We start from the raw sequence: 25,273 nt of genomic DNA on the forward strand, positions 1-25,273 counted from the left end.
GAGGTTACAGCCGTTTCCCTTGCGCGGCCGCGCTCACTCATCGGCGACCACCACGACCTTGCCCGCGACGGTGCGAGACTCGGCGAGCTCGACCGCCCGAACGATCTGCGACAGCGGGATGCGTGCGGCCACCTGCGGACGCACCGCGCCGACGGCGACCAGCCGCAGCAGGTTGCCGAGCGCATCCTGCTGCCTCGCAATGTAGGTCTCGCGACGACGTCGGCCCGCCCAGAAGTCGTAGAGGGATGCGTGCCGCCCGTTGGGCAGTGTGTTCCACAGAACGACCCGCGCGAAGGCCTGCAGCATCGGCAGCTGCGCGCTGCCGGTGCCGTGCATCGTGGACGCGCTGCCGTAGGAAACGAGCGTGCCGCCGCGCCGCAGCAATCGCCATGACTCCACCAGCCCCGGCCCACCGACGTGGTCGAACACAGCGTCGACGCCGTCGGGCGCCAGACTCTGGATGACGCTGTACAGCTCGGGGTCCCGGTAGTCGACGACCTCCGCACCGAGCGAGCGCACGAGCTCGTGGTGGGCGGGCGACGCAGTGCCGATGACGCGCAGCCCGGCAGTCACAGCCAGCTGCACGAGCAGGTTGCCCACCCCGCCGTTGGCGCCGAGCACCACGACCGTTCCGCCGGCCGCCACCCGGGCGGAGGTGTGCAGCATCTGCCACGCGGTGATGCCGTTCACGATCAGGGTCTCCACCTCGGCGGCGTCCGCGTCGGCGGGCACGGGCAGCAGGTCGCTCACCGGCACGTTCACGAGACTCGACCAGCCGCCGGTCTTGGTGACGACGGCGAAGCGCTGGCCGAGCAGGTCTTCAGCACCGGCGACCACCGTGCCGACCAGGTCGTATCCGCCGACGAAGGGAAAGGCCGGCTGGTCGTAGTACCGACCGCGGCGCATCTGCTGTTCAGCGAAGGAGACACCGGTCGCCTCCATGCGCAGGGTGACCTGGTCAGGACCGGGAGGGGTGAGGGTGCGCTCGCGCAACTCGAACTCCGACGGTTCCACAATGGCCGGGATGACGACCTCCAACACGCCGGTCACTTGCGGCGTCCGATGTACAGGCGAGCCAGCAGCGCGGCGGCCGAGACGACGATGAGCACGAGGAATACCGGGTGCATGTCCTTCGTGAGGCTGCCGGCGGGGTCGGGGCGCACGTTCAAAATGACGAGCGGGATCGAGTAGAGCGCCGCGACCGCGGTGGTCCACCAGCGGAGGTAGCGCGCCCGCTGGTCGGTGAAGCTCCCGATCAGGGCGACAAGCACGGGAAGCAGCGCGATCATCGCGAAGCCGCTGAGCAGTAGGACCGGAATGGCCCAGGCCGCGATCTGGATGAACAGCGGCGCGCGAACCGAGGTATCGCGGGAGATGGTTGAGGTGGTCATGGGAAGCTCCTTAGGTTTACAAGTGTTTGCTTACACCTCGAAGCTACAGCATAAGTAAACGCTTGTAAAGTCATCGGCGGAACTTCGGTCGTAAGGTGAGGCCATGGTTCACATCGCCGACGACGAGGATCCCTACGGCCTGCCGGGCTTCCCCGGCGAAGAGGACCTGGTCGGCTGGGTCGACCACTCCGAGATCCAGCTGCGCAACATCCGAGTCTTCACGCGCGGGCACCTGACGGTGACGCTGATCCAGCACCCCGGACTCTGGGACCTGATCTTCAGCGACGGTACGGGGCACGTCGAGTTCGACATCCCGCAGACCGAGGAGATCGCGGCGGCGATGCACGCGATCGCCGCGCGCACTGACGACTGAAATTGTGGCAGTTCTCGACTCACGGCCATATCAGCGCGGTCGGAAATTTTATCCGACGTTTGTCGGTTATTCGATGTGAACGCATGTAGATTTGGTGCGTAATTCCATCAATCGAATAAGTAAGGAAGTGGTCGTTGTGGCCAGGTTCGACAGCAGGGTAGCCATCGTCACCGGCGGCGGCAGCGGAATCGGCGCGGAGATCTCGCGGGAGCTCGCAGCCGAGGGAGCATCGGTCGTCATCACCGACATCAAGGTCGAGGCGGCGCAGAGCGTCGTCGACGAGATTGTCGCCGCGGGCGGCAAGGCTGCCGCTTTCGCCCAGAACACCGCCCAGTGGGAGGACTCCGAAGCGGCCGTCGCCTTCGCGACCGAGACCTTCGGCGGCCTGCACCTCGCCGTCAACAACGCCGGCATCGGCGCCGCACCGCAGACGATCGGCGACTACGACATCGCCGCCTGGGACCGCGTACGCGCCGTCGACCTCGACGGTGTCTTCTACGGCCTCAAGTTCCAGCTGCCCGCGATCGTCGCCGCCGGCGGTGGAGCCGTCGTCAACATGGCCTCGGTTCTCGGCTCGGTCGGCATCGCGCAGAACGCCGCATACGTCACCAGCAAGCACGCCCTCATCGGCCTCACCAAGGTTGCAGCTCTCGAATACACCGCGCTCGGTGTGCGAACGAATGCGGTCGGCCCCGGCTTCATCGACACTCCCCTCGTTCGGTCCAGCCTGTCGGCGGAAGCACTCACCGCCCTCGAAGGCGAGCATGCCTCGCGCCGCCTGGGTACCGACAAGGAGGTCGCCGCACTGACGCTGTTCCTGCTGAGCGACGCGGCATCCTTCATCTCCGGTAGCTACCACCTCGTCGACGGCGGTTACTCCGCGCACTAGTCGCAATTCGACGAAGCCCCGCGGTTCTCCAGAACCGCGGGGCTTCTGCGTTGCCGAACGGCCTCACGTTAGGCTCGGCTATTCGCCGAACAGGGCGACCTCGACGACGGAAGCCGCACATGACAGCCACTCCCCGCACGCGATCACAACGCCTCGACACACTGCCCTGGACGCGCAAGCACTCCCGCCTCCTCGGCGGCAGCGGGGTCGGCTGGGCACTCGACGCCATGGACGTCGGCCTCATTTCGTTCGTGATCGCGCAGCTCGCCGTGGCCTGGAAGGCTGATGCCGGCCAGCTCGGATTCGTCGCCTCCGCCGGCTTCCTCGGCATGGCGATCGGCGCGAGCCTCGGCGGCCTGCTCGCCGACCGGCTCGGGCGCCGCCAGGTCTTCGCCCTCACCCTGCTGGTATACGGCGTCTTCACCGGTCTCTCGGCGCTCGCGCTCTCGGTCGGAGCACTCATCGCGCTGCGCTTTCTCGTGGGACTCGGCCTCGGCGCGGAGCTACCCGTCGCCTCGACGCTCGTGAGCGAGTTCGCGCCCGCGCGTATTCGTGGGCGCGTGATCGTCATCCTCGAATCGTTCTGGGCTGTCGGCTGGACGGCCGCCGCCCTGATCGGCTACTTCATCATTCCGACCAGCGATTCGGGATGGCGTTGGGCTCTGGCTCTCGGTGCCGTTCCCGCGGTGTGGGCGATCTTCATCCGCCTGCGCCTGCCCGAGTCGGTGCGCTTTCTCGAGGCGAAGGGCCGTCACGCCGAAGCCGAGGCGATCGTCGCCGACTTCGAGCAGGCGGCCGGAGTCGAGACGCCGGAGGCCGCTGAGGAGGCCCCTGTCGTCGCCAGGAAGAATTCGATCGCCACACTGTTCGGCGCGCACCTGCGTCGCCGCACGATCTCGCTCTGGCTGGTCTGGTTCTGCGTCAACTTCGCCTACTACGGTGCCTTCATCTGGCTGCCGACCCTGCTCGTGGCGCAGGGCTTCTCGCTCGTGCGGTCGTTCGAGTACACACTCATCATCACGCTGGCTCAGCTGCCGGGCTACGCGGTCTCGGCCTGGCTGGTGGAGAAGTGGGGACGCCGGGTCACGCTCGCGGTCTTCCTCGCCGGCTCCGCGGTGTCGGCCGGGTTCTTCGGCACGGCTGGCGACGTCACGACGATCCTCGTCTTCGGCGCACTGCTCTCCTTCTTCAACCTCGGCGCGTGGGGCGCGCTCTACGCCGTGACGCCAGAGCTCTACCCGACGCGCGTGCGCGGTACGGGCGCCGGCTGGGCCGCCGGATTCGGGCGCCTCGCCTCGATCATCGCCCCGCTGTGTGTGCCCGCCCTGCTCGCCGCGGGCGGGGTCGCGCTGCCGTTCGGGGTGTTCGCCGCCGTCTTCGCGGTGGCCGCGCTCGCCGCCCTCACCCTGCCCGACCTGCGCGGGGCCGCGCTCGAGGACTAGGGAATTCGTCGCCGCGAGTCACGTTGCATTAACGGTCACCCCCGAACAAAGGAACTTGCATGCCCACGATCTACTCCATCGACGCCCTCTCCACCGGTGCCGGCCGCGACGGTCACGTCACCACTAGCGACGGCATGGTCGACCTGGAGATGCGGGCACCCAAGGAGCTCGGCGGATCCGGCGAGGGCTTCAATCCCGAGCAGCTGTTTGCGGCCGGCTATGCGGCCTGCTTCCACTCCGCCCTGAACAGCGTCGCCCGCCAGCGCAAGATCCAGCTGACCGACGCGACGGTCGGCGCGCGCGTCGAACTGGTGAGTGTGGATGACGGCCTGCAGCTCGCCGTGCACCTCGAAGTCGTGATCCCAACCCAGCCCCACGACGTCGCGCAGGAACTCGCCGACGAGGCCCACCAGCTCTGCCCGTACTCGAACGCGACCCGCGGTAACATTCAGGTCACCATCACCGTGACCGACGACTAGGTCTTAGCGCGAACTGCGGTCGCGCCCTGAGAGCTTTGCCCGATACATCGCGGCATCCGCCTGCTTCAGCAGATCGGGACCGTCGGCGGCCGTGGCCGCATCCGCGATGCCGATGGACGCGGTGATCGCGACCGACGCGTATTCGGCGTCACCAGCGGTGACCCTGATCAGGCGAAGGATGCGCTGCGCGAGCACTTCGGCCTGTTCGAGGCTGGTGTTCTCGCAGACGATCACGAACTCGTCGCCACCGATGCGCGCCACCGTGTCTTTGGCCCGCGCCGTCGACACGAGCTGGTTCGCGACGCGGATGAGCACGGCGTCACCGATGTCGTGGCCGAGAGAATCGTTGACCTGCTTCAAGCCGTCGAGGTCGAGGAAGAGCACGGTGACGTCATCCCCCCTCTGATGCCCGGCGAACGCGTGATCGAGTCGATCGAGCAGCCGGCGCCGGTTGGCGAGACCCGTGAGCGGGTCGATCTGGGCGACGAGAGCGAGCCGCGACTCGGAACGGTGAAACAGCACCCGCTCGATGTCGCGACCGAGCTCGGTCGCCTCCGCCTCGAAGTCGTCCCAGGGGGCGGAGACGCCCGTGACATCCCGACTCCAGGAGGTAAAGGAGTTTCTCGGCGACAGTACGGTCGCGCGGTTGGAGGCCGACTGGTCGCCGAGCCAGTTCACCGAATGCAGCTTCTCGGTACGGAACCAGGCGATATAGTCACCCTCGACACCCACCGGAACCATCAGCACGCCGGCGATCGCGGGTGCGATCGGTGCGAGGTCGGGGTGGTCGAGAAGCAGGGAGTCGCTCGCGAAGGCGAGGCCCGAAACGCGCGCACGCAGCGCGTCGGTAAGGCGCAGCTGCCCGTCTTCACCGGGGGCCGCACCCACGGACGCGACGATGCCGCCCAGCCGCACCGTTGCGCCATCCGCCGGGATGAGGTCGAGCATTGTCGCGAGCCCGCCCAGTAACTCACGGGAGATGTCGGGGTTGTCCACGAGGCCGGAAACAACGCGAGTGCGCACATTCCGCAGTTCGATCTGCTTTGCCATCGCTGAGAGGGCCTTGATCGAACTCAATTGCAGGGCGATCTGGTTCGCCAGCACTTCGAGTGAGGTGCGCACCTCGAAGGAGACGCGACGCGCCGTGCGGTGGGCGCAGGTGATCATGCCGATCAGCTCGCCGTCACGCACGAGGGAGTACGACATCGTAGACGCCTGCCCCATGTTCCACATGAACTCCAGGTGGTGCGGGGACACGCTGCGCAGCTCGGCTCGACTCAGGTCGATCGCCACGGTCGAGACCGCCTCGGGGTCCGACAGACCCAGCAGGCCGGACGGCGCAGCACGGCTGTCGGCGATGACCCTCGACAACTTGAGCAGGTACAGCTCCCGGGCCTGCGACGGGATATCCGACGCCGGATAGTGCAGGCCGAGGTAGGGATCCATGCCTTCGGCCGCAACCTCAGCCACAACCTCGCCGTGGGCGTCCGGGTGGAAGTGGTAGATCATCACCCGATCGAATCCGGTGATCGTGTGCAACTCTCGCGCCGCAGCCGCCCACAGCGACTCGGCCGTCGTGAACGAGGCGAGGCGGTGCATCGCCGCAAAGATCGCGGCGGTCGCCTGCGAATCCACGTCGCTGAGCACCGGCTCGAAATCGATCAACGCCGTCGACCCGCTCCGGTTGAGGATCGCGTCGAAGGACTGCTCGCCGACGGCAACCCGAACCGGGTTCGCCGCGATCGTGGCGCTGTCGAGCACCTCGGCGAAGGCAGGCAGAGGCTCCACTCCGGTAACCAGGGAAATGTGCTGGCCGAGCAGATCCGTCGCTTCACGGCCGAAGAAAGTGACGGCGTTATCGCTGATGGAGACGATCTGCCATGTCGCCGCGTCGACGACAACCAGCGCGCCGTGCGGTTGAACCGAATCGGGTCGGCGGATGGGCTCGCGAGCGCACTCGATGAGACGCTGCTGCTCGGCAGCCGATACTCGAAGCGGAATCCCCACGTTCATCCTTCGACAGGGAGAGCGCATAGACGGGTCCGGGCCGATGCTGGTCTCACTCCTCCTAATGTACCGTTTCGCCACGACAGGACGAGGAACGTCCTAGGCCGCGACCCGAGCCCGCTCGACCAAAGCGCTGAGCACGTCCGCGTAGCCGGTGATCATCCGCTGCCGCCCGAGACGCGGGCGCGACGCGAGGCTGCGCTCGCGCAGTTCGGCTCGCTGGTCCAGCACAGCCGACCAGGTCGCCGCGATCTCGAGCGGGTCGTGGCCGGTGACGAAACCGATGCCGCGCACGGTGAGCGCCGAGTCGCCGACGTCCGTGGTGACCGGCGTCGCCCCCGACGCCGCGCCCTCGAGCAGGCACAGCGGCGACGCCTCGCCGAAGGCACTCGTCAGCGCCACGATGTCGGCGATGCGGTAGATGTCGGGCATGTCGTCGCGGATTCCGAGGGCGTGCACATTCATCGCGGACGTCACGCCGCTCTCGTCGAGCAGCGCGAGGAACGCGGCGTTGTCGAGCGTCATCCCGGCGCCGCAGACGAGGAAGTGTGTGTCGGGTCGGCGCTTCGAGAACGCCGCCACGGAGCGGAGGAACAGGCCAGGGTCTTTCATCGCATCGAAGCGGGCGGCGAAGACCACGACCGGCGCATCGAACGGTATGCCGAACAGGCGGCGGGTCGACGCCTGTTCGACCTCGGTGCCGGGGCGGAAGCGGTCGGTGTCGATGCCGTTGCCGACCACGAATCGCTCGGTTGTCGGAGCGAGGAAGGACTCGTATGCGTCACTCGTCGACTGCGCGCACGAGATGACCGCGCTCAGAAGGCCCGTCTCGGCCGCCTGCCCCAGCCAGGACACGGCTGGCCCCGAGTGCAGCGGGTCGGATCGATGCAGGCACGCGGCGACGGGGATGTGGGGCATCATCCCGCGCTCGCTCAGTGCGAGCAGCAGGCCGAGCGGCTGTTCCTTCAGAGAGAGGATGACGTCTGCCTGCCGCACGGCCTGCGCGGCAACGAGCAGCTCGCGGTCGGTGAACGTGGACGGCTCGAACGCGGCCGCTCCCGCAACACGACCGAGGGTCGAGATCTCGAGCCCGGCGGCCTTCAGGCGCAGGTAGCGCGGGTCTCGGTGCAGGTGCTGCACGGACGAGTCGCGCCGGGCGGCCGACGCGATCGACAGGACGCTGTGATGCTGGTCGCCCGCGCCGTGCAGGCCGGCGATGACATCGGTGTGCAGGATGCGCGCACCGCCCGCGAAGAATCCTTCGTACAGCGACAACACTCGAATGGGACGGTTCATTGCGACGCCTTTCGCGAGGTGGGCGGGACCGCGGCGCCGTTGCCGTTCGGACAATGCTGGAAGATGGGCGGCCGGAAGTCGATTAACCCCCGATGTGCATTGTGTGAACGACAGGACCCGGCTCGCTCGCGGCGATAATGGAACAATGGAGCCCTGGGAGATGCGCGAGTGGTTCGCCGACTATCTCGAGGCGCTCAATCGGCACGACCTCGATGACGTGCGCGAGTTCGTGGATTCTTCGGTCAAGCGCGCACACCTGCCAGGAGGCGCGGACGCGTGGATCGGCGACCTCGATTCCCTCTTCCAGGGGTTTCCGGACTGGCAGTGGAGGCGCATCCAACTGGTCGTCGAGGAGGACCGCCTCGCCGTGCACCTGCGCGGGGGCGGGACGCACACCGGCGTCTTCCGCGGCATCGCGCCGAGCCGGCGGCACGTGAACGTAGCAGAGTACGGGTTCTATCGGGTGGTCAAGGGGCGCGTCGTCGAGTTCTCGGGCACCGCCGACCTGGACCAGATCGCGGCGCAGCTGGGGGCGTGACTCAGGAAGGCGCGAGTGGCAGGCTTCTGTCATGCGCATGCTTCTGACGTCGAGCGGACTCCAGAACGAACTCGTCCGCGAGACCTTCCTCGGGCTGCTCGATCGCCCTCCCGCCGAGTCGAGCATCGCGGTCATCATCGACGCGATCCTGCCGTTCGACGGCGACAACAGTTCGACCCTCGAGCACCTCACGCAGCTCCACTCTCTGGGCTGGGAGCAGTTCGACCTGATGTCGCTGTTCGGCGGCCCTCGAGCGGTGATCGAGGAGCGACTCAGGTCCGCGGACGTTATCTTCTGCTACGGCGGCACCAACCACTGGCTGGCCCACGCATGGACCGCCTCCGGCCTGGCGCCACTCCTGCAGGAACTGCTCGAGGAGAAGGTCTACCTCGGCACCAGCGCCGGCTCGATGATCTTCTCGCGCCGGCACGCCGACATGGTCGAGGCATTCGACGACCGGGATGAGGTCGAGATGCTGCAGCTCCACTCGGTCGCACCGGCGCTGCCACTCTTCGACTGGAGCGTGATGGCGCACCTGGATGCGCCGTACTTCCCCGACCAGACCGACGAGACGCTCAGCGCCGGCGCCGCCCGGCTCGCCGGCCCGCTGTACGTCATCGACGACGACACAGCACTGCTGGTTCGGGATGCCGCTCAGCCTCCCGAGATCATCTCGACGGGGCGTTGGCTCGAGTTCGATCGGGACGGTCGCCGGATCTGACACGCAAAAGCCCCGCAATCCGTGAGGACTGCGGGGCTTCGATCAAGCAGATGGCGGAACCGGTGGGATTTGAACCCACGGTGGGCTCAACACCCACACAACTTTTCGAGAGTTGCACCTTCGGCCGCTCGGACACGGTTCCGTCGACAATAGTAGTACATCGCCGCGCCCAGCCCTTTCACAGGCTGGGCATAAGGCCCGCATAGCCTGCGCCAGCACGATGCAGCAATGAAGATCTCGAAACCCATGCTGGTGAACTCGATCCTCGGCGTCGTCGTCGCGGGCGCCATCGCCGGCTCCCTGCTGCTGATCCTGCCCGCCCAGGCGTCCACCGACACCGAGGCCACCCAGCTGACGACGACCGTTCAGCAGGGCCCGGTGAGCACCACTATCAGCGCGAGCGGGTCGATTGCCGCCGTACAGGAGGTGAGCGCCTCGTTCGCCGTGTCCGGCACGATTGCCTCAGTGGATGTCGCGCTCGGCGACACGGTGACGGCGGGCCAGAAACTGGGCACCCTCGACACCACGGATCTCAGCGCGGCAGTGAGCGAGGCCTCGTCCAGCCTGTCGAGTGCCTACGCCGATCGCACGAGCGCCAATACCGCGCTTGCGAAAGCCAAGAAGGACGCGACATCCTCTGACCCCTCCGTCAGCCAGAATGCATCGCAGGCCGCCAGCAGCGCCCGATCACAGCTGAGCAGTGCGGAGGAGAAGATCACCACGGCGGCGAAGCAGGTGGCCGCCGCCAAGGCGGATCTCGCCGACGCCACGCTGAAAGCTCCGATCGCGGGCCTCGTGATCGCCGTCAACGGCACGGTCGGCGGATCCAGCAGTTCGACCGGCGGCGCCGAGAGCACCACCACCGGCTTCGTCACCATCGCCGACGTCACGAAGATGACCATGACCGCGGCCATCGCCGAGGCGGACATCGCGGATGTCGAGGTCGGCCAGACCGCGGACGTCACGTTCCCCGCGCTTACCGACGCCTCGACGACAGCTACGGTCACCGCTATCGCTCCGACCGCGACCGCGAGCAACTCGGTCGTCACCTACGCGACCACGATCACGCTCGACGAGGTCCCCGAGGGGCTGCGCCTCGGCCAGACCGCCGCCGTCGCGATCACCACCGTCACTTCGGCGGATGACGCCCTCTACCTCCCGACCGCGGCCATCACGACCGCGTCCGACGGCACCTCCACCGTCGACGTGATCGGCGACGACGGTGAGAGCACCACCACGACCGTCGAACTCGGCGTGGTCGGCGACCAGGGCACCGAGATCACGAGCGGCCTCGAGGTCGGCCAGGAGGTCGTGCTCGGCGAGGTCGCGGCCGCCACCGACGACGCAACCACCACCGACAACCAGCAGCAGGGTGGCGGCTTCGGCGGCGGAACCGGCAGCTTCCCCGGCGGCGGCACTCCCCCGACAGGCGGCAACCGATGAGCCGCGTGCTCGAGCTCGACGCGATCGAGCAGGTCTACGGGTCGGGCGACGCCGCCGTGCACGCCCTCCGCGGCATCGACCTGAGCGTCGAGTCCGGTGACTACGTCGCGATCATGGGCCCGTCGGGTTCCGGCAAGTCCACCCTGATGAACCTGTTGGGATGCCTCGACATCGCGTCCAGCGGACGCTACTCACTGGCCGGCCACGACGTGCGAGAACTCAGCGAGAACGAGCTGGCCCGGGTGCGCAACCAGGAGATCGGTTTCATCTTCCAGTCGTTCAACCTTGTCGCGCGCATGTCCGCGCTCGCCAACGTGGAGCTCCCCCTCGTCTACGGCGGGGTGCGCCGAGCGGAGAGACGACGCCGCGCGCTCGAGGCGCTCGACCGCGTCGGCCTCGCGCAGCGCGCCGACCACGAACCGCACGAGCTCTCCGGTGGGCAGCAGCAGCGCGTGGCCATCGCGCGCGCGCTCGTCACCAACCCGACCCTCGTGCTCGCCGACGAGCCCACCGGAAACCTGGACAGCGCGTCGACCGACGAGATCCTCGCGATCTTCGACGACCTCGCGCAGAGCGGACGCACCATCGTGATCATCACCCACGAGGAGCACGTCGCAGAGCGCGCTCACCGGGTGCTCTCCATCCGCGACGGCAACATCGCGTCGGACCGCCTCACCGGGATCGCCGCCGCATGAGTCTCTTCGAAATGCTCACCAGCGCGCTGCGCGGCATCACCGCCAACAAGCTGCGCTCGGTACTGACCCTCCTCGGGGTCATGATCGGCGTTGCGAGCGTCATCCTCTTATTGGCTGTCGGAAACGGTTCGTCGCAACAGATTCGCGACGCCATCTCGGACCTCGGCACGAACACGCTCACCGTGCGGACGTCGCAGGGCGGTGGGCCGGATGCCGAGGCCACCTCGACCGCGAGCATCACCACCTCGGTCGTGGACGATCTCGCTGCTGCCGGGCTCGGGCACGTGGCATCCGTTGTTCCGCAAGTGTCGACGAGCCTTACCGTGGCCTCGACCGACACGTCCGAGGAGTCGGTCACCGTGATCGGCACCACTCCCGGGTACTTCGAGGTCGGCACGGCCTCGGTCGCGACCGGTGACGCGTTCACCGACGCGGACGTGACGAGCGCCGCGAAGGTCGCCGTCATCGGCCAGACCCTCGCGACGACGCTCTACCCCACAGGCTCAGCGCTCGGCCAGTCCGTCACGATCGACGGATCCCCGTTCACCGTGGTCGGCATCCTGGCCACGCAGAGCAGCACTGGCATCAGCGACTCGAACTCGGTGGTGCTCGCACCGATCAGCCGGGTGCAGCGCTCCTACACGGGCTTCGGCGCGGTCTCCACGGTCACCGTCGAAGCGATCGATTCCGAATCGGTGGATGCGGCTAGTGCCGAAATCGAGATCCTTCTGAACCAACTGCTGGGGCTCACATCGGAGACGGAGACCTACACGATCACCAACCAGAGCTCGCTGCTCGAGACCCAACAGGCGTCGGCCGACAGCTTCACCGTCCTGCTCGGAGCGGTCGCCGCGATCAGCCTGCTCGTCGGCGGCATCGGCGTCACTAACGTCATGCTCGTCTCGGTCACCGAGCGCACCCGCGAGATCGGAATCCGCAAAGCGCTTGGGGCGACCCGGCGCGCCATCCTCGGGCAGTTCCTGCTGGAGGCCGCGACCCTCACGCTGCTCGGCGGTGTGCTGGGCGTGATCGCCGCACTCATCGGTGCCAACTACGAGATCAACGGCACCCAGCCGGTAGTACTCGACTACTCCATCCCTCTCGCGCTCGGGGTCTCCGTCGCGATCGGCGTGTTCTTCGGGGTCTACCCCGCGGCGCGCGCTGCAGCGATGCGACCCATCCAGGCGCTCCGCGCGTCCTAAACCCACCCACCCTCTCGACAACCCTTTCGACAATTCAGGAGTATGAACATGACCAACCTCGACACCACCACCCCGGCAGCTTCAGGCGACAAGACTCCTGAATTACCAACTAATAAGAAGAGCGCGGCGCGCTTCATCACGCCGGCACTCGCACTGGTGGCCGCGATCGGCGTCGGCCTGCTCGGCGGAGTGTTCATCGGGCAGTCCACGGCGAGCGCGGCCGGTCCGGCGGGCGCGAACGGGCAGGGCTTCCCCGGCGGTACCGGCACCCGCCCCGACGGCGCGACCGGCGGGATGGGCAACCTGACCTCCGGCACCGTCGTCTCGGTCGACGGCGACACCATCGTGCTCGAGCTGGAGGACGGCAGCCAGGTCACCATCACCGCCGGCTCCGACACAACGGTCACCACGACCGACGACGCCGCGGTCAGCGACCTGAAAGAGGGTGACACGCTCGCCGTCTCCGGCGAGGCAGACGACGACGGCAACGTGACGGCAACCAGCATCTCCGAGGGCGCGCGCGGCCTCGGTGGCGGCGGCACCCCGCCGTCCACAGGTTCCAACGACTAGCACCACGAGTGAGCGCTGCTCACTAGACTGCGGGGCATGAAGAGATTGAGCTGGGTCGTCACAGCGGTGATCGTCGCGCTGGGCGGCCTCGGCTCCCTCTGGGCGTTCACGGGTGTAACGTCATCCGCTCTTGACGATGTCTACGTCTATACCGACGCCGAACCGCTCATCTGCAGCCACGAACCGACGGTCATGCTCGGCACTGATGACGATGCCGGGGAGTTCGACGAGCACATCGTTACTGCAGTGGTCGGCCCCGACCTCGCCTGCGACCTGCGAATATTTGTGAGCAACGAGAGCGAGTACCCGGTCGAGATCACTGAGGTGTGGCTGCCGTTCATGGGCTCCGACAGCGGCATTCCCATCCGCGCGGTGACGATCGACGGCCAGGTTCCGGTCATCAGCCCCGAGCTCTCCATGGATCCTCGCGAGGGCAGTCGGGATGCGCTCATCCGGTACGAGACCCCGGTAGTCATTGAGCCGGGCGACAAGTACCTCATAGTCGCCCCGTTCGTGCACAGCGATGCCGGCTGCCTGATGGGGGGCGGCAGCACGGCGATTGTGCCGACCGGCGCTCACCCCACCGTCACCGCGAAGATGAATGGCATCGACCGAGAGCTGCCCTACACGGGCGCCTCCTACGGGTTCGCGGGTGAAGCCGGCTGCTAGCTCGCCTTGCGCTGCAGCCGGAACTCGGTGAGATACGCGCCGAACATCAGGTTGGCGCGGCTCTTCGTTCCGTTACCGCGCACGCCGTGCACGATCTCCGGCGCGTAGGCCCGGTGATCGTAGAACTTGCGAGTCTTCTTGTGGCCCTCCCAGACCCAGAGGAAGTCGGCGCCCGCCGCGCTCAGCAGCTCATCGCCGATCCCCTGGCCGCGCTTCGACGGTGCGACGTAAAGAAAGTACAGCTCGGTCTGGCTTTCGCTGCCGGGCTCGCGGCCCGGGCCGGAGCCCACGAAGCCGACGATCTCGCCGTCGAGTTCGGCGACCCACTGCCGATAGGGGTCACCCCGCCCAAGGAACTTCACCCACAGCGCCGACATGGTCTCGGGGTCCAGGTCCTCGATGATCTCCTTCTTGAGAACCTTCGAGTACAACTCCTGCCAGCAGAACGAATGCAGGTCGCCCAGTGCCTCAGTGTCGGATAGTTTTGCCCGCCGAATAGTTGCCCCCATGATGAGACCTTAACCAACAGTTGTTTCGATCACTTTTCCTGCTCATTGCGGCTGTGGGATGTTCCGGCGCACGTCAGACGTTCACCCTAGGCTGAGGGAATGGCCCGAGCTTCGACGACTTTCCGCTGCACCGAGTGCGGCTGGTCGAACGCCAAGTGGGTCGGGCAGTGCGGCGAGTGCCAGCAGTGGAACACCATGGTCGACGTCACCGAGGGCGCGACCGGCATCCGCAAGGTCGCCCCGGCTCGCATCGGTGCCGGGCGGGCGGCGCGCCCCATCACCGAGATCGGTGCCGAATCCGTCGCGTACTGGCCGAGCGGTATCGCCGAGTTCGACCGGGTGCTGGGCGGCGGCATCGTTCCCGGCGCGGCCATCCTGCTGAGCGGTGAACCCGGAGTGGGCAAGTCGACGCTCCTACTCGAGGTCGCATCCCGTGCCGCGGCGCTCGGGCAGCGCGTGCTCTACGTCTCCGCCGAAGAATCCGTGAGCCAGGTGCGCCTGCGCGCCCAGCGCACCCATGCCCTGCAGCCCACGCTCTTCCTCGCCGCCGAGACCGACCTCGCCACGATCCTCGGCCAGATCGACCAGGTCGACCCGCACCTCGTCATCGTGGACTCCGTGCAGACCGTCGCGTCGTCGCTGTCCGACGGCCTCGCCGGCGGCCCCTCCCAGGTGCGCGAGGTGGCGTCGACCCTCATCCGGGTCTCGAAAGATCGCAACCTTCCCGTGTTGCTCGTCGGCCACGTCACCAAAGACGGCACGATCGCCGGCCCGCGCCTCCTCGAGCACCTCGTCGACGTCGTGCTGCACTTCGAGGGCGACCGCCAGACGGCGCTGCGTTTTGTGCGCGCCATGAAGAACCGATTCGGCCCGACCGACGAGGTCGGCTGCTTCGAGATGACGGGGGATGGCATCGCCGAGATCTCCGACCCCTCAGGGCTCTTCCTCTCCCGGGCGCGCACTCCGGTCAGCGGTACATGCGTCACCATCACGGTGGAGGGCAGGCGCGCGCTTCCCGTCGAAGTGCAGGCGCTCATTGTCAAATCGCAGGCGCCCCAGCCCCGCCGGGTGGTGAACGGCGTCGACGGATCCCGTGTCGCCATGGTGCTCGCCGTGCTTGAACGGCGTGCGGGGCTCCCGCTTTCGACGTTCGACGTCTACGTCTCGACCGTGGGCGGCATCCGCGTGATCGAGCCGGGCGCCGATCTCGCGATCGCCCTGGCCATTTCGAGCGCCTTCAAAGACAAGGCGTTCCCGGTCACGCAGGTGGCGATCGGCGAGATCAGTCTCGCCGGCGAGATCCGTCCCGCATCCAACTCGAAGCAGCGCACGTCAGAGGCGCAGAGGCTCGGCTTCAGCACCATCATCGACGCCGACGCCGCACACCTGCGCGAGGCCATCCGTCTCGCGTTCGCCGGCTCGACCGTCGAGCGCATGGACATCCCCGACTTCTAGCCGCTATGAGCCAGTTTCGACGGTTCGAATCAGCCTTGGCAAGCTCATTCCGCCGAAACCGGCTCATTCATGCGAGTCAGACGTCGCGGGGCGTCGCCTCGTAGGCGTCATCACCGTCGAAGCCCTCGGCAGCACTGGCGTTGTGCTCTCCGGGGACCTGGTCGCCGGGCGCGTCATCCGACTGCTCGGTCCCGTCCCGCGGTCCGCCGTCCGGCAGTGCCGGGTTCACCGGCTCATCAAAGGTTCCGTTGGTGTCAGTCATGGCGCTCGCTCCTGTCGATTTCGTCTTCCGTTTGGCGGCCGTCTGCAGTCTCGGTGGACCGGCTGGACTCCATGCTGTCCGCCGTCGCTACCTTCTCGGCAAGCGACGAGTCGCTGTCGAGGTCGGCGTCATCCTCCAGCTGTCCGTTGGTCAGATCTTCTGGGTCACTCATTTTTGCTCCTTCAGGGGTTGAGCCGCGCCGCGCAGGTTACGCAGTGCGGGGTGTACGGGCGTGCGCTCAAGCGCGCATAGCCGATGGAACGACCACAGGACGCGCAGGAACCGTAACTGTCGTCGTCGAGGCGACCGAGGGCGTCGTCGATCTGGTCGATGCGATGCACCGCCTGGCGCAGCAGAGCGGAGGTCTGCGACTGTTCGAACGCGAGAGTCGAGCCCTCGGGGTCGTGCTCATCGTCAGTGGACGAGTCGCGCCGGGAGTGTCGCACCGAGTCGATGTCGAACCCGAGCTGGGCGACGCTGTCGAGGGTACTGGCGCGGTCGGCCAGCAGGCGCTTGCGCAGGGCACCCCGCTGGCGCGAGTCGAGCGCCGCAACGGTCGGGGTCATGCATCAACCCAATACCCGCAGCCTGAAAACGGCATCCACAATTCCCAGCAACGGGTGACGCGCTAATGCCGCAGTGACAGCAGGTACTCGTTCATGCCCGCCGAAAGGACCGGGTTCATCGGGAAGTCCACGCCGTCGAGCGAGCGGATCGGGGCCGCTAGGCGCACGCTCGAGACGAGCCAGGCGGCATCCCCCTTCGCGAGCTCGGCAGGGGTGAGCAACTCGAAGCCGGTCGTCATGCCGAGTGATTCCGCGTAGTGGAACAGGTTCGCCTGGGTCGTGCCATCGAGGATGCCGAGGCCGGTACCGGGCGTGAGCAGCGCATTGCCGCGCTGGAACACCACGGTCGACGTCGGGCCCTCGAGCACGTAGCCGTCTGAGCTCGAGAAGATCACGTCGTCCGCTCCACGGCGGTGGGCCTCGCGGGCGACGGCACGGTTGACCGCGTAGCTGAGCGTCTTCGCGCCGGCCAGCAGCCAGGGCGAGGTGGTCTCCACGTCGTGGCGGTAGCCGCGGTCGAGCACCACCACACGAACACCGTCGATGCGGGTGCGGGAGTGGTCGGGCGCGTGTGCCGCGTAGACCCAGCCGGTGGGGCGGCTGTCGCCCTCCACACCGCGCGTCAGAACCGCCTTCACCCAGGCCTCGGCACCCGGCTGGAGTTCGTCGATAGCTGCCAGGATCGCCTCACGCCAGGCCGCTTCATCCGGTGCCGGCAGTTCGAGCTTGCGAGCGGATGACGTGAAGCGACGCAGGTGGTGGTCGAGCGCCTGCGGCTTGCCATCGCCCACGCTGATGCTCTCGAAGATGCCGTCGCCACGGGTCGCACCGAGGTCCATCGCGCTGAGTTGTGGGCGCTCGGGATCGACGAATTCGAACGCCGGGGCGTCTTCATCGTGCGGCGGAGCGTCGGCACTCGGCTGGTTGAGCATGGCCAGAACGTGGTGCGGCATGGGTGTCCTAGATCGAGAGGGCGGCGAGGATGTCGGCCGGGTCCGCCTGCATCGGGTGGGGGCCGGCGACATCGAACCACACCGACTCGAGCACTCCGAGGTTGGCCTCGAGGTATTCGCGCAGCGCGGCACGGTCGTACGACTCGGAGCGGGGGTCATCCTCCCCGGGCAGCATCGCGGCGTATGAGGCGGGCGAGGAGAACAGCAGCAGCATGTACTTGTCCGCGTCGTCACGGCGGAACACGCGCACCTGGTCGGCGCCCTCCTCGACTTCGAGCAGGGGCACGGTCACGAGGCCGTTTCGGATGGCAAAGGCGACGGCCGTGGCATCCTTCGCCTCGAGGGCGGCGGCGAGGTCGGGTTCGGTGAGTTCGGCCACGGGATCAGTAGAGCTGGAACTGTTTGGTGTCGGCGGACTCGATACCGTCGACGACCGTTGTCAGGTGGTAGCTCGCACCGGCTGCCGTGACCGGCGGACGGTCACCCTCGCAGGTGTCGGCGCTCGAGCGGGTGCGGTCCCAAGCGAACGGAGTCGTGGTGACGTCCTTGCCGGGTTCGAGCACGGCGAGGGTCGGAGTCGGCTCGGTCTGGCAGTGAGTGGAGTCCCAGATGGTCTCCTTGCCGCTCGTGATGCGGTACTCCTGCACGTCGGTGCCCGCATTGAACGTGCACTCCTTCGTGCCGGTGTTCGTGAGGGTGAGGGAGAGCATGGGGTTCTCGCCGGCCTTGTACGAGGCCTTGTCGGTGACGGCGACGACCTTGACGGCGCCCTTCGCGCACGCGCCGGACGCGTCGGGCTCGGTGTCGACGGCCTCGGCGGACGACGAGCTGCCGGGCGCGGGGGTCTTGGTGGCGCCGGGCGTGCCCGATCCGGGCTTCACGATGACGAGGATGATGGCCACGATGACGGCCAGTATTACGAGGCCCACGACGAGCCTGCGTCGCCAGTAGACGCTGCTGGTTTGTGGGCCGACAGGAGTCCTGAAGGTCGACATGTGTTCAGGGTAAGCGCGGCGACCCGTTATGCCCCGCCGTTTGCGCGGCGTGTGCCTTATGCGATCACTTTGAGCATGCGGGTGTTGCCGAGGGTGTTCTGCTTGACGCGCGACAGGTCGAGGAACTCCGCGACACCCTCATCGGGCGAGAGCGAGAGCTGGGCGAACACATCCGGCTGCACGATGTCGTCACTGATCGCCGCGAAACCGTTGCGCGAGAAGAACTCGACCTCGAAGGTGAGACAGAACAGTCGGCTGAGACCCAGCGCGAGCGCGTCGGTCTCGATTCTTTCGAGGATGGCGCGGCCCACCCCCTGGCCCAGAAACGCCGGTGCAACGGCCAGCGTTCGCACCTCGGCCAGGTCGTGCCACATTACGTGCAGTGCCCCGCAGCCGATCGGGGTGCCGTCGGCGTCAACGGCGATGCGGAACTCCTGCACCGCCTCGTACAGCACCACGAGGTCCTTGCCGAGCAGGATGCGCTTGTTGACGAGCGGCTCGACCAGGGACTGGATGTACGGGATGTCCGCCGTGATCGCCGGGCGGATGCTGAAGGGGGTCGTCACGGTTTCAGCGTACCCAGTACTCGCAGGGCGCGGTCACCCGAAGTCGGGGAAGTCGAAATCGGGAAAGTCGATGTCGCCGAGGAACTCACCGATGCCCCCGAACACCGCACCAACGCCGTCCAGCGCGCCGGAGAAGTCAACCAGATCACTGAGATCGATCATCGACACGGCGACCTGGAGCCCGAATGAGGCGAGGTCCGCCGCGTCGACCAGGCCGGTGAGATCGGGCGGCAGGCTCTGGTATCGAAGGTCGAGTTCGCGCATCCACTGTTTCTCGAGGTTGAACAGCACCGCGTAGGGCAACAGCTTTTCGTAGAGCACGAGCACTTCAAGATCGTTGAGCGGCTCCCGGCGCAGAGCACCGTCGGGAGACTGCAGGGCCATGAAGCGGTCCTTCTCTGCGAGCTCGATGTAGTCGTGCATCCCCCACAGGTAGTCGACGAGCGGATACGCCGCCTCGGTGGGAACGATCGGCTCCGCGCGCCATGGAGCAGACAGGCGGATGAGCAGGCGGTTTTCGCGAGCGAGCCCGTTGTGCACGAGTCGCGCGACGATCCAGCGGTGCGGTCCCTTGAGACGCGCGCCCAGCTCGCGGTTGCGGCCCGGTGCCAAGTAGAAGAACGATCCGGGCACGAGGTCGTTACCGAACAGGGTGACCAGGATCGCCCTCTCGTCGGGGCCTTCGTCCGGTGTCGATCCGGTCAGCGTCACGATGAATCCAGGGCGGTTGACGCCGTCCGTCGGGCGCGCGACCGAGACGACCTTGCGCACAGCGAAGTCGATGAGCTGCGCGGCGAGCGCTCGCTTTCCATCTCCGAGCAGCTCGGCCGCCGCGATCAGGCTCACATTCTTCGGCACCGTGTACTGCGGAATGATGAGGCGCTTCGGGCGACGGAACATGTGGTCAGCCTAGTGAGCGTCGTCGCGATGAATCCGCCGCGCGTACCCCTCCGACTCGGCGACGAACCGTGCGAGCAGGGTGCTGAGCTGGGAGACATCTGCCGCGTCCCAGTCGGTGAAGATCTCGGTGACCATCGCGTCGCCGACGTCGTAGAGTTCCTGCGCCGCGCGCCGTCCCTCGGCGGAGAGGTGCAGGGTGTGCGAGCGCTGGTCGGTAGCGCTCGGCTCGCGGGTGATGAGCCCGGACGCATCGAGCTTGGCGATCGCCTTGCTCACGGCGGGAGCTCCGATGTCGAGGGTCTCGGCCATGTCCGCGGTGCGGGCAGGCCCCATCGAGCTGAGGGTCCAGAGGATGCGGATCTCGAGCCCGCTCATCGCCCGGTGTCGCTCGGCCACGATGTCGTGCTGGAAGCGAGGGGACATCCAGATATTGAGCAGCGTGGTGATGTTCTCGACGACGGCCGAGCGGTAGTGCAGCTGCGGCTCGGACTCGGTACTCACAGCCACGACAGTACTCGCACGTCGTATAGTTTCCAATGGAAACTACTTCCACTCGAACAAAGGAGTTCTTATGAGCAGGACCATAGTTGTCACCGGCGCGGCATCCGGAATCGGAAAGACCACGGCCGAGCTGCTGCAGAGCCGAGGCGACACGGTCATCGGCGTCGACCTCAAGGGCACCGACGTGAACGTCGACCTCACGACCCCCGAGGGCCGCACCGCACTCGTCGACCAGGTGCGCGAGTTATCCGGCGGCTCGATCGACGGCATCCTCGCCGTCGCCGGCCTCGCCCACCCGATTCCCGCGACCGTGGGCGTCAACTTCTTCGGAATGGTCGCGACGCTCGAGGGCCTGCGCCCGCTTCTTGCCGGTTCGGATGCTCCCCGCGCCGCCGGCGTAGCTTCCATGGCAAGCCTGCACCCGTCTGACGACGAGCTGGTCGCGGCAATGACCGCTGGCGATGAAGCCGCCGCGCTCGCACGCGCGGAGGTTCTCGCCGGCGACGGCGCGACCGGGCAGCTCATCTACGGGTCGACCAAGAAGGCCTTCGCGCAGTGGATCCGCCGCAACGCCCCTACGGATGACTGGGCCGCGGCGGGCATCCCGCTCAACGCGATCGCGCCCGGAGTCATCGTCACCCCGATGACGGCACCGCTGCTCGAGACCGAGGAGGGCCGCGAACAGATCCGCGCGGGAGTGCCCATGCCGCTCAACGGCTTCGCCGAGGCCATCGTGCCGGCGCGACTGCTCGCGTGGCTCGTCAGCGAGGAGAACTCGCACCTGTGCGGCCAGGTCGTGTTCATCGACGGCGGCTCAGACGCAGTGATCCGCGGCGACTCGACCTGGTAACCACTGGAGCTGGTTGAGTAGGCGCCCCGGCGCCGTATCGAAACCAGGTTTCGATACGGCCGCGGGCGGCCTACTCAACCAGCAAATAACGGAAAAAGCGGCGGCTGGATCTCTCCAGCCGCCGCTTCTTCGTTATGTGGACTACACCTCGGCGGTGATGGCCTCCGGCTCGACCGCACCGAGCTGGCGGCTCGTCGTGAAGACGAACTTGCCCTCGACGAAGTCGGCGTGAACGTGGTCGCCCGCGCTGAGCTCTCCGTGCAGGATCTTCTCGCTGAGCGCATCCTCGATCTCGTGCTGGACCGCACGACGCAGGGGACGCGCACCGAGCGACGGGTCGAACCCGACCTTGATGAGCTGCTCCTTCGCGGCGAGCGTGAGCTCGATCGTGAGGTCGCGGTCCATCAGACGCTCGCTGAGACGCTTCATGAACAGGTCGACGATCTGCAGCAGTTCTTCGGGGCTGAGCTGCGGGAAGACGATGGTCTCGTCAACGCGGTTCAGGAACTCGGGCTTGAAGTGCTTCTTCAGCTCCTCGACGACCTTGCCACGCATTCGGTCGTAACCGGTCGCGGTGTCGGTCGACGACGTGAAGCCGATCGGCGTTCCCGTGATGTCCTTGGTTCCGAGGTTCGTGGTCATGATGATCACGGTGTTCTTGAAGTCGACGACACGACCCTGGCCATCCGTCAGGCGTCCCTCTTCCAGGATCTGGAGGAGCGAGTTGAAGATGTCGGGGTGAGCCTTCTCGATCTCGTCGAACAGCACCACGGAGAACGGCTTGCGGCGCACCTTCTCGGTGAGCTGTCCGCCCTCTTCGAAGCCGACGAATCCGGGAGGAGCACCGAACAGTCGCGAGACCGTGTGCTTCTCGCCGTACTCCGACATGTCGAGGGAGATGAGCGCGTTCTCGTCGTCGAACAGGAACTCGGCAAGTGCCTTGGCGAGCTCCGTCTTACCCACACCGGTCGGGCCGGCGAAGATGAACGAACCGCTCGGGCGCTTCGGGTCCTTGAGGCCGGCACGGGTTCTACGAATGGTTTTAGCCAGCACCGAGATGGCCTCTTCCTGGCCGATGACGCGCATGTGCAGCGCCTTCTCCATGAAGATGAGTCGCGAGGACTCCTCCTCGGTCAGCTTGAATACCGGGATTCCGGTCGCCTGCGCCAGTACCTCGGCAATGAGACCTTCGTCAACGGTTCCGCTGATGCCGACGTCGCCGGACTTCCACTGCTTCTCGAGACGGAGACGCTCGCCGAGCAGCTTCTTCTCCTCATCCCGAAGCGAAGCCGCCTTCTCGAAGTCCTGGTCCTCGATGGCGCCCTCCTTCTGGCCACGGACTCCGGCGATCTTCTCGTCGAACTCGCGCAGCTCGGGGGGAGCCGAGAGCACGGAGAGACGGAGACGGGCGCCCGCTTCATCCAGCAGGTCGATCGCCTTGTCCGGAAGGAAGCGGTCGGCGACGTACCGGTCGGCGAGGTTGGCCGCAGCCACGATCGCACCGTCGGTGATGGAGACCTTGTGGAAGGCCTCGTACTTGTCGCGCAGTCCCTTGAGGATGTTGATCGTGTGGGGGATGGTGGGCTCGTGCACCTGCACGGGCTGGAAGCGGCGCTCGAGTGCGGCGTCCTTCTCGAAGTGCTTGCGGTACTCGTCGAGCGTGGTCGCACCGATCGTCTGCAGCTCACCACGGGCGAGCAGCGGCTTCAGGATCGAGGCAGCGTCAATGGCGCCCTCTGCGGCGCCCGCACCCACGAGGGTGTGGATCTCGTCGATGAAGACGATGATGTCGCCGCGCGTGCGGATCTCCTTGGTGACCTTCTTCAGGCGCTCCTCGAAGTCACCGCGGTAGCGGCTTCCGGCGATAAGCGAACCGAGGTCGAGCGAGTAGAGCTGCTTGTCCTTGAGCGTCTCGGGCACATCGCCCTTGACGATGGCCTGCGCGAGACCCTCGACGACGGCGGTCTTGCCGACTCCGGGCTCACCGATCAGGACCGGGTTGTTCTTGGAGCGGCGCGAAAGGATCTGCATGACCCGCTCCGCCTCCTTCTCACGGCCGATCACGGGGTCGAGCTTGCCGTCGCGGGCAGCCTGGGTGAGGTTGCGGCCGAACTGGTCGAGGATCTGCGAACCCTTGTCGGGTGCAGCGTCGTTGCCGCCGACGGCGACAGCTTCCTTGCCCTGGTAGCCGGACAGCAGCTGGATGACCTGCTGGCGCACGCGGTTGAGGTCGGCGCCGAGCTTCACGAGAACCTGGGCTGCGACGCCCTCGCCCTCGCGGATCAGACCGAGCAGGATGTGCTCGGTGCCGATGTAGTTGTGGCCGAGCTGCAGCGCTTCGCGCAGAGACAGCTCGAGAACCTTCTTCGCCCGAGGCGTGAAGGGGATGTGGCCGGTCGGCTGCTGCTGACCCTGGCCGATGATGTCCTGCACCTGCTCGCGCACGGCGTCGAGCGAGATGCCCAGCGACTCGAGCGCCTTAGCAGCGACGCCTTCACCCTCGTGGATGAGGCCCAGCAGGATGTGCTCCGTGCCGATGTAGTTGTGGTTGAGCATCTTGGCCTCTTCCTGGGCCAAAACAACTACGCGACGAGCGCGGTCTGTAAAACGTTCAAACATGATGTCTCCCTAGGCTCCGGGCAGGTTTCGGTGCCGATATAAAGACTCTAACGAGACAATCCCCGCGACCATGCCCCTGTTCGCCGTGGGCGTGACGCGCTTAGGTGCAGCTGTGAGCCGTTGATCCGTCGGGGGTGGTTTCGAATGCGAGCCAGGCTTGCCACAGCTCGTTGCCGAGGCGTTCTCGCGCCAGTGGTCGGTCACCGCTTCGAGTTGCTCGGCGCAGACCACGCCGAGCATGGACCCCAGTTCGCCGGCCACGACGGCCACCTGCGGGTTCGGCGCTCCGAACGAGCAGCCGGTGAGAAGGAGAGAAGCGAGGACGAGTGTTGTGAGTTTAACTCTCATTGCTTCGAGGCTCATGCGACGTCAGGCGGGCAGGCAGATGCCGGGAGCCGCCTCCACGCCGTCGAGCGCTCCCGCCGCTGTGAGCGCGGCAAGGAATGACGCATCCAGCGGGGTTTCTCGGAGCCCGCCCTCACACACTCCCAGGTGCACCGCGAACTTTCCCGATTGGTCTTCGCCATAGTACGAAAACGTGGAGGAGCGCACCGGCGCGACGGCGAGCAGTGCAACAGCATCCCGCAGCGCGTCCCACGCCGGCGTCTGCTCGACGGGAGTTCCTGTGGTGAGCTCGGCAGAGTAGACGGCCACGGTAAGCGCCTCTTTCGGGCCATCCCACTGCATCCCGAAGGATTCGCCGAGCGTGGATGTCAGGTCAGCGAGCACGTCGGTCACCGGCTCAGGCGGCAGGGATCCGACGACGTCCACGCCGTAGAGCTGCCACGTCCGCGCGGCCCCAGTGGTGTCGGGCACGGCTCGCAGCGAGTCCCAGTCGGGCGTCGCACCCGGAGCGTAGGTAGCGATTGAGCTGAGGTACGGGGCGTCACCGGCAGCCTGGTCTTCCCCATACAGGCCCACTCTCAGCGGCGAACCGAACGCCTCCTGCAATGCGAACCAGTACTCCACCTCACCGGACAGGTCCTGGCCGACGAGGGCGAGCGTGTTCCAGGAGAGAGAGCTGTCGTCCGCCGCCTCCAGCCCCACAAACCCGTTCTGCTTCGCGAGTGTGCCCGCAGAGAAGGCGTCTCCGATCTCCTCCACGATCTGCGCAGCAACCGGTTCCGAGAGTTCGTCGGCAGTGACCGCGAACTCGACGTAGAACTCGTAGTCCCCTTCGATCTCGAGAGTCGCCGTGGCATCAGTGACGCCGTCGAGATCGATGATCCGGCCGCGCAGGGCGTCGAGCTCGGCGTTGAGGGCGGCCTCTTCGGCCATGGAGCCGCCGACCTGCCCGACCTCGCCGATGAGCGAGCAGCCGCTCAGCGTCAGCGCGCCCACGACGAGCAGCGCGGCAACCTTCCCCGTTGTGGACTTCACCC

At 66.8% G+C, this 25,273-nt stretch carries 29 protein-coding genes and 1 tRNA gene; 13 read left to right on the forward strand and 17 right to left on the reverse strand.

Annotation, left to right across the window (positions count from 1 at the left end; translation table 11 throughout):
- Positions 1-33: 33 nt before the first annotated feature.
- Together EYE40_RS11230 and EYE40_RS11235 are read right to left on the reverse strand one after the other, a co-directional pair.
- Positions 34-1,050: a zinc-binding dehydrogenase gene (locus EYE40_RS11230; RefSeq protein ID WP_130982031.1), complete on the reverse strand. Its 1,017-nt coding sequence runs from the start codon at positions 1,048-1,050 to the stop codon at positions 34-36.
- Complete coding sequence (locus EYE40_RS11235; RefSeq protein WP_130982032.1) at positions 1,047-1,391, reverse strand: hypothetical protein; 345 nt, start codon at positions 1,389-1,391, stop codon at positions 1,047-1,049. The genes EYE40_RS11230 and EYE40_RS11235 overlap by 4 nt, the downstream gene beginning before the upstream one ends.
- Before the next feature lie 103 nt (positions 1,392-1,494).
- On the opposite strand from EYE40_RS11235, the gene EYE40_RS11240 reads away from it, so the two are divergent.
- The 4 genes from EYE40_RS11240 (at position 1,495) to EYE40_RS11255 (ending at position 4,574) form a co-directional block, all read left to right on the forward strand.
- The gene (locus EYE40_RS11240; protein ID WP_130982033.1) at positions 1,495-1,764 is read left to right on the forward strand and encodes a hypothetical protein; all 270 of its coding nucleotides are present in this window, start codon (positions 1,495-1,497) and stop codon (positions 1,762-1,764) included.
- Positions 1,765-1,900: 136 nt separating this feature from the next.
- Positions 1,901-2,653: an SDR family NAD(P)-dependent oxidoreductase gene (locus EYE40_RS11245; protein ID WP_130982034.1), complete on the forward strand. Its 753-nt coding sequence runs from the start codon at positions 1,901-1,903 to the stop codon at positions 2,651-2,653.
- 119 nt (positions 2,654-2,772) lie between these two features.
- A complete protein-coding gene (locus tag EYE40_RS11250) occupies positions 2,773-4,095 on the forward strand; it encodes an MFS transporter (RefSeq protein WP_130982035.1) in 1,323 nt (440 codons plus the stop codon).
- A 59-nt stretch (positions 4,096-4,154) separates the two neighbouring features.
- Positions 4,155-4,574, forward strand: coding sequence for an organic hydroperoxide resistance protein (locus tag EYE40_RS11255; RefSeq protein ID WP_130982036.1), 420 nt, complete (start codon positions 4,155-4,157; stop codon positions 4,572-4,574).
- A gap of 3 nt (positions 4,575-4,577) precedes the next feature.
- On the opposite strand, the gene EYE40_RS11260 is transcribed toward EYE40_RS11255, so the two are convergent.
- Positions 4,578-6,581, reverse strand: a complete 2,004-nt coding sequence (locus tag EYE40_RS11260) for a bifunctional diguanylate cyclase/phosphodiesterase (protein ID WP_161972385.1) — start codon at positions 6,579-6,581, stop codon at positions 4,578-4,580.
- Between the two features lie 99 nt (positions 6,582-6,680).
- Complete coding sequence (locus EYE40_RS11265; protein ID WP_130982038.1) at positions 6,681-7,877, reverse strand: glycosyltransferase; 1,197 nt, start codon at positions 7,875-7,877, stop codon at positions 6,681-6,683.
- Between the two features lie 145 nt (positions 7,878-8,022).
- On the opposite strand from EYE40_RS11265, the gene EYE40_RS11270 reads away from it, so the two are divergent.
- Positions 8,023-8,415, forward strand: a complete 393-nt coding sequence (locus EYE40_RS11270; RefSeq protein ID WP_130982039.1) for an ester cyclase — start codon at positions 8,023-8,025, stop codon at positions 8,413-8,415.
- Between the two features lie 31 nt (positions 8,416-8,446).
- Positions 8,447-9,136, forward strand: coding sequence for a Type 1 glutamine amidotransferase-like domain-containing protein (locus tag EYE40_RS11275; protein ID WP_130982040.1), 690 nt, complete (start codon positions 8,447-8,449; stop codon positions 9,134-9,136).
- Between the two features lie 51 nt (positions 9,137-9,187).
- Here EYE40_RS11275 and EYE40_RS11280 read toward each other — a convergent pair.
- A tRNA-Ser gene (locus EYE40_RS11280) sits at positions 9,188-9,278 on the reverse strand.
- An 86-nt stretch (positions 9,279-9,364) separates the two neighbouring features.
- On the opposite strand from EYE40_RS11280, the gene EYE40_RS11285 reads away from it, so the two are divergent.
- From EYE40_RS11285 to EYE40_RS11305, 5 genes are read left to right on the forward strand one after another with little or no spacing between them, the layout of a single operon-like run.
- Positions 9,365-10,579, forward strand: coding sequence for an efflux RND transporter periplasmic adaptor subunit (locus EYE40_RS11285; protein WP_130982041.1), 1,215 nt, complete (start codon positions 9,365-9,367; stop codon positions 10,577-10,579).
- Complete coding sequence (locus EYE40_RS11290; protein WP_130982042.1) at positions 10,576-11,274, forward strand: ABC transporter ATP-binding protein; 699 nt, start codon at positions 10,576-10,578, stop codon at positions 11,272-11,274. The genes EYE40_RS11285 and EYE40_RS11290 overlap by 4 nt, the downstream gene beginning before the upstream one ends.
- Positions 11,271-12,476 (forward strand): ABC transporter permease, encoded by a 1,206-nt coding sequence (locus tag EYE40_RS11295; RefSeq protein WP_130982043.1) that lies wholly within the window; start codon positions 11,271-11,273, stop codon positions 12,474-12,476. The genes EYE40_RS11290 and EYE40_RS11295 overlap by 4 nt, the downstream gene beginning before the upstream one ends.
- A 48-nt stretch (positions 12,477-12,524) precedes the next feature.
- Positions 12,525-13,046, forward strand: a complete 522-nt coding sequence (locus tag EYE40_RS11300; protein WP_130982044.1) for a DUF5666 domain-containing protein — start codon at positions 12,525-12,527, stop codon at positions 13,044-13,046.
- Between the two features lie 36 nt (positions 13,047-13,082).
- Positions 13,083-13,715 (forward strand): hypothetical protein, encoded by a 633-nt coding sequence (locus EYE40_RS11305; protein ID WP_130982045.1) that lies wholly within the window; start codon positions 13,083-13,085, stop codon positions 13,713-13,715.
- On the opposite strand, the gene EYE40_RS11310 is transcribed toward EYE40_RS11305, so the two are convergent.
- Positions 13,712-14,224, reverse strand: coding sequence for a GNAT family N-acetyltransferase (locus EYE40_RS11310; RefSeq protein ID WP_130982046.1), 513 nt, complete (start codon positions 14,222-14,224; stop codon positions 13,712-13,714). The two genes, EYE40_RS11305 and EYE40_RS11310, sit on opposite strands and share 4 nt — an antisense overlap.
- Before the next feature lie 99 nt (positions 14,225-14,323).
- Between EYE40_RS11310 and radA the strand changes: the two genes are divergently transcribed.
- Positions 14,324-15,679, forward strand: a complete 1,356-nt coding sequence (radA, locus tag EYE40_RS11315) for a DNA repair protein RadA (RefSeq protein WP_130982047.1) — start codon at positions 14,324-14,326, stop codon at positions 15,677-15,679.
- Between the two features lie 76 nt (positions 15,680-15,755).
- On the opposite strand, the gene EYE40_RS11320 is transcribed toward radA, so the two are convergent.
- From EYE40_RS11320 to EYE40_RS11360, 9 genes are all read right to left on the reverse strand, one after another.
- Positions 15,756-15,941, reverse strand: a complete 186-nt coding sequence (locus EYE40_RS11320; RefSeq protein ID WP_130982048.1) for a hypothetical protein — start codon at positions 15,939-15,941, stop codon at positions 15,756-15,758.
- On the reverse strand, positions 15,934-16,113 hold the full coding sequence (locus EYE40_RS11325; RefSeq protein WP_130982049.1) for a hypothetical protein: 180 nt from the start codon (positions 16,111-16,113) through the stop codon (positions 15,934-15,936). Before EYE40_RS11325 ends, EYE40_RS11320 begins: the two co-directional genes overlap by 8 nt.
- A gap of 10 nt (positions 16,114-16,123) precedes the next feature.
- Positions 16,124-16,507 (reverse strand): TraR/DksA family transcriptional regulator, encoded by a 384-nt coding sequence (locus tag EYE40_RS11330; RefSeq protein WP_130982050.1) that lies wholly within the window; start codon positions 16,505-16,507, stop codon positions 16,124-16,126.
- Between the two features lie 62 nt (positions 16,508-16,569).
- A complete protein-coding gene (locus EYE40_RS11335) occupies positions 16,570-17,460 on the reverse strand; it encodes an aminodeoxychorismate lyase (protein ID WP_130982051.1) in 891 nt (296 codons plus the stop codon).
- A 7-nt stretch (positions 17,461-17,467) separates the two neighbouring features.
- Positions 17,468-17,839 carry a dehydrogenase gene (locus EYE40_RS11340; protein WP_130982052.1) on the reverse strand — a complete coding sequence of 124 codons (372 nt, stop codon included), beginning with the start codon at positions 17,837-17,839 and terminating at the stop codon, positions 17,468-17,470.
- Between the two features lie 4 nt (positions 17,840-17,843).
- A complete protein-coding gene (locus EYE40_RS11345) occupies positions 17,844-18,455 on the reverse strand; it encodes a hypothetical protein (RefSeq protein ID WP_130982053.1) in 612 nt (203 codons plus the stop codon).
- A 56-nt stretch (positions 18,456-18,511) separates the two neighbouring features.
- Positions 18,512-19,021 (reverse strand): amino-acid N-acetyltransferase, encoded by a 510-nt coding sequence (locus tag EYE40_RS11350; protein WP_130982054.1) that lies wholly within the window; start codon positions 19,019-19,021, stop codon positions 18,512-18,514.
- 33 nt (positions 19,022-19,054) lie between these two features.
- Positions 19,055-19,921, reverse strand: a complete 867-nt coding sequence (locus EYE40_RS11355; protein WP_130982055.1) for a DUF2207 domain-containing protein — start codon at positions 19,919-19,921, stop codon at positions 19,055-19,057.
- Between the two features lie 9 nt (positions 19,922-19,930).
- Complete coding sequence (locus EYE40_RS11360) at positions 19,931-20,422, reverse strand: MarR family winged helix-turn-helix transcriptional regulator (RefSeq protein ID WP_130982056.1); 492 nt, start codon at positions 20,420-20,422, stop codon at positions 19,931-19,933.
- A gap of 70 nt (positions 20,423-20,492) precedes the next feature.
- Between EYE40_RS11360 and EYE40_RS11365 the strand changes: the two genes are divergently transcribed.
- A complete protein-coding gene (locus EYE40_RS11365; RefSeq protein ID WP_130982057.1) occupies positions 20,493-21,272 on the forward strand; it encodes an SDR family oxidoreductase in 780 nt (259 codons plus the stop codon).
- Positions 21,273-21,413: 141 nt separating this feature from the next.
- On the opposite strand, the gene EYE40_RS11370 is transcribed toward EYE40_RS11365, so the two are convergent.
- Both EYE40_RS11370 and EYE40_RS11375 read right to left on the reverse strand, forming a co-directional pair.
- Positions 21,414-23,891 (reverse strand): ATP-dependent Clp protease ATP-binding subunit, encoded by a 2,478-nt coding sequence (locus EYE40_RS11370; protein ID WP_130982058.1) that lies wholly within the window; start codon positions 23,889-23,891, stop codon positions 21,414-21,416.
- Between the two features lie 369 nt (positions 23,892-24,260).
- The gene (locus EYE40_RS11375) at positions 24,261-25,271 is read right to left on the reverse strand and encodes a hypothetical protein (RefSeq protein ID WP_130982059.1); all 1,011 of its coding nucleotides are present in this window, start codon (positions 25,269-25,271) and stop codon (positions 24,261-24,263) included.
- Between the last annotated feature and the right edge of the window lie 2 nt (positions 25,272-25,273).

Origin of the sequence: Glaciihabitans arcticus (assembly GCF_004310685.1) — a bacterium.
Classification (GTDB): domain Bacteria; phylum Actinomycetota; class Actinomycetes; order Actinomycetales; family Microbacteriaceae; genus Conyzicola; species Conyzicola arctica.

What these genes read in the sequence shown, in the direction of transcription:
- EYE40_RS11265 (WP_130982038.1), bottom strand. Translation starts at nt 7,877, where the DNA reads ATGAACCGTCCCATTCGAGTGTTGTCGCTGTACGAAGGATTCTTCGCG.
- radA (WP_130982047.1), top strand. Translation starts at nt 14,324, where the DNA reads ATGGCCCGAGCTTCGACGACTTTCCGCTGCACCGAGTGCGGCTGGTCG.
- EYE40_RS11295 (WP_130982043.1), top strand. Translation starts at nt 11,271, where the DNA reads ATGAGTCTCTTCGAAATGCTCACCAGCGCGCTGCGCGGCATCACCGCC.
- EYE40_RS11370 (WP_130982058.1), bottom strand. Translation starts at nt 23,891, where the DNA reads ATGTTTGAACGTTTTACAGACCGCGCTCGTCGCGTAGTTGTTTTGGCC.
- EYE40_RS11270 (WP_130982039.1), top strand. Translation starts at nt 8,023, where the DNA reads ATGGAGCCCTGGGAGATGCGCGAGTGGTTCGCCGACTATCTCGAGGCG.
- EYE40_RS11365 (WP_130982057.1), top strand. Translation starts at nt 20,493, where the DNA reads ATGAGCAGGACCATAGTTGTCACCGGCGCGGCATCCGGAATCGGAAAG.
- EYE40_RS11255 (WP_130982036.1), top strand. Translation starts at nt 4,155, where the DNA reads ATGCCCACGATCTACTCCATCGACGCCCTCTCCACCGGTGCCGGCCGC.
- EYE40_RS11305 (WP_130982045.1), top strand. Translation starts at nt 13,083, where the DNA reads ATGAAGAGATTGAGCTGGGTCGTCACAGCGGTGATCGTCGCGCTGGGC.
- EYE40_RS11325 (WP_130982049.1), bottom strand. Translation starts at nt 16,113, where the DNA reads ATGAGTGACCCAGAAGATCTGACCAACGGACAGCTGGAGGATGACGCC.
- EYE40_RS11275 (WP_130982040.1), top strand. Translation starts at nt 8,447, where the DNA reads ATGCGCATGCTTCTGACGTCGAGCGGACTCCAGAACGAACTCGTCCGC.
- EYE40_RS11310 (WP_130982046.1), bottom strand. Translation starts at nt 14,224, where the DNA reads ATGGGGGCAACTATTCGGCGGGCAAAACTATCCGACACTGAGGCACTG.
- EYE40_RS11240 (WP_130982033.1), top strand. Translation starts at nt 1,495, where the DNA reads ATGGTTCACATCGCCGACGACGAGGATCCCTACGGCCTGCCGGGCTTC.
- EYE40_RS11345 (WP_130982053.1), bottom strand. Translation starts at nt 18,455, where the DNA reads ATGTCGACCTTCAGGACTCCTGTCGGCCCACAAACCAGCAGCGTCTAC.
- EYE40_RS11355 (WP_130982055.1), bottom strand. Translation starts at nt 19,921, where the DNA reads ATGTTCCGTCGCCCGAAGCGCCTCATCATTCCGCAGTACACGGTGCCG.
- EYE40_RS11330 (WP_130982050.1), bottom strand. Translation starts at nt 16,507, where the DNA reads ATGACCCCGACCGTTGCGGCGCTCGACTCGCGCCAGCGGGGTGCCCTG.
- EYE40_RS11285 (WP_130982041.1), top strand. Translation starts at nt 9,365, where the DNA reads ATGAAGATCTCGAAACCCATGCTGGTGAACTCGATCCTCGGCGTCGTC.
- EYE40_RS11290 (WP_130982042.1), top strand. Translation starts at nt 10,576, where the DNA reads ATGAGCCGCGTGCTCGAGCTCGACGCGATCGAGCAGGTCTACGGGTCG.
- EYE40_RS11250 (WP_130982035.1), top strand. Translation starts at nt 2,773, where the DNA reads ATGACAGCCACTCCCCGCACGCGATCACAACGCCTCGACACACTGCCC.
- EYE40_RS11335 (WP_130982051.1), bottom strand. Translation starts at nt 17,460, where the DNA reads ATGCCGCACCACGTTCTGGCCATGCTCAACCAGCCGAGTGCCGACGCT.
- EYE40_RS11235 (WP_130982032.1), bottom strand. Translation starts at nt 1,391, where the DNA reads ATGACCACCTCAACCATCTCCCGCGATACCTCGGTTCGCGCGCCGCTG.
- EYE40_RS11320 (WP_130982048.1), bottom strand. Translation starts at nt 15,941, where the DNA reads ATGACTGACACCAACGGAACCTTTGATGAGCCGGTGAACCCGGCACTG.
- EYE40_RS11300 (WP_130982044.1), top strand. Translation starts at nt 12,525, where the DNA reads ATGACCAACCTCGACACCACCACCCCGGCAGCTTCAGGCGACAAGACT.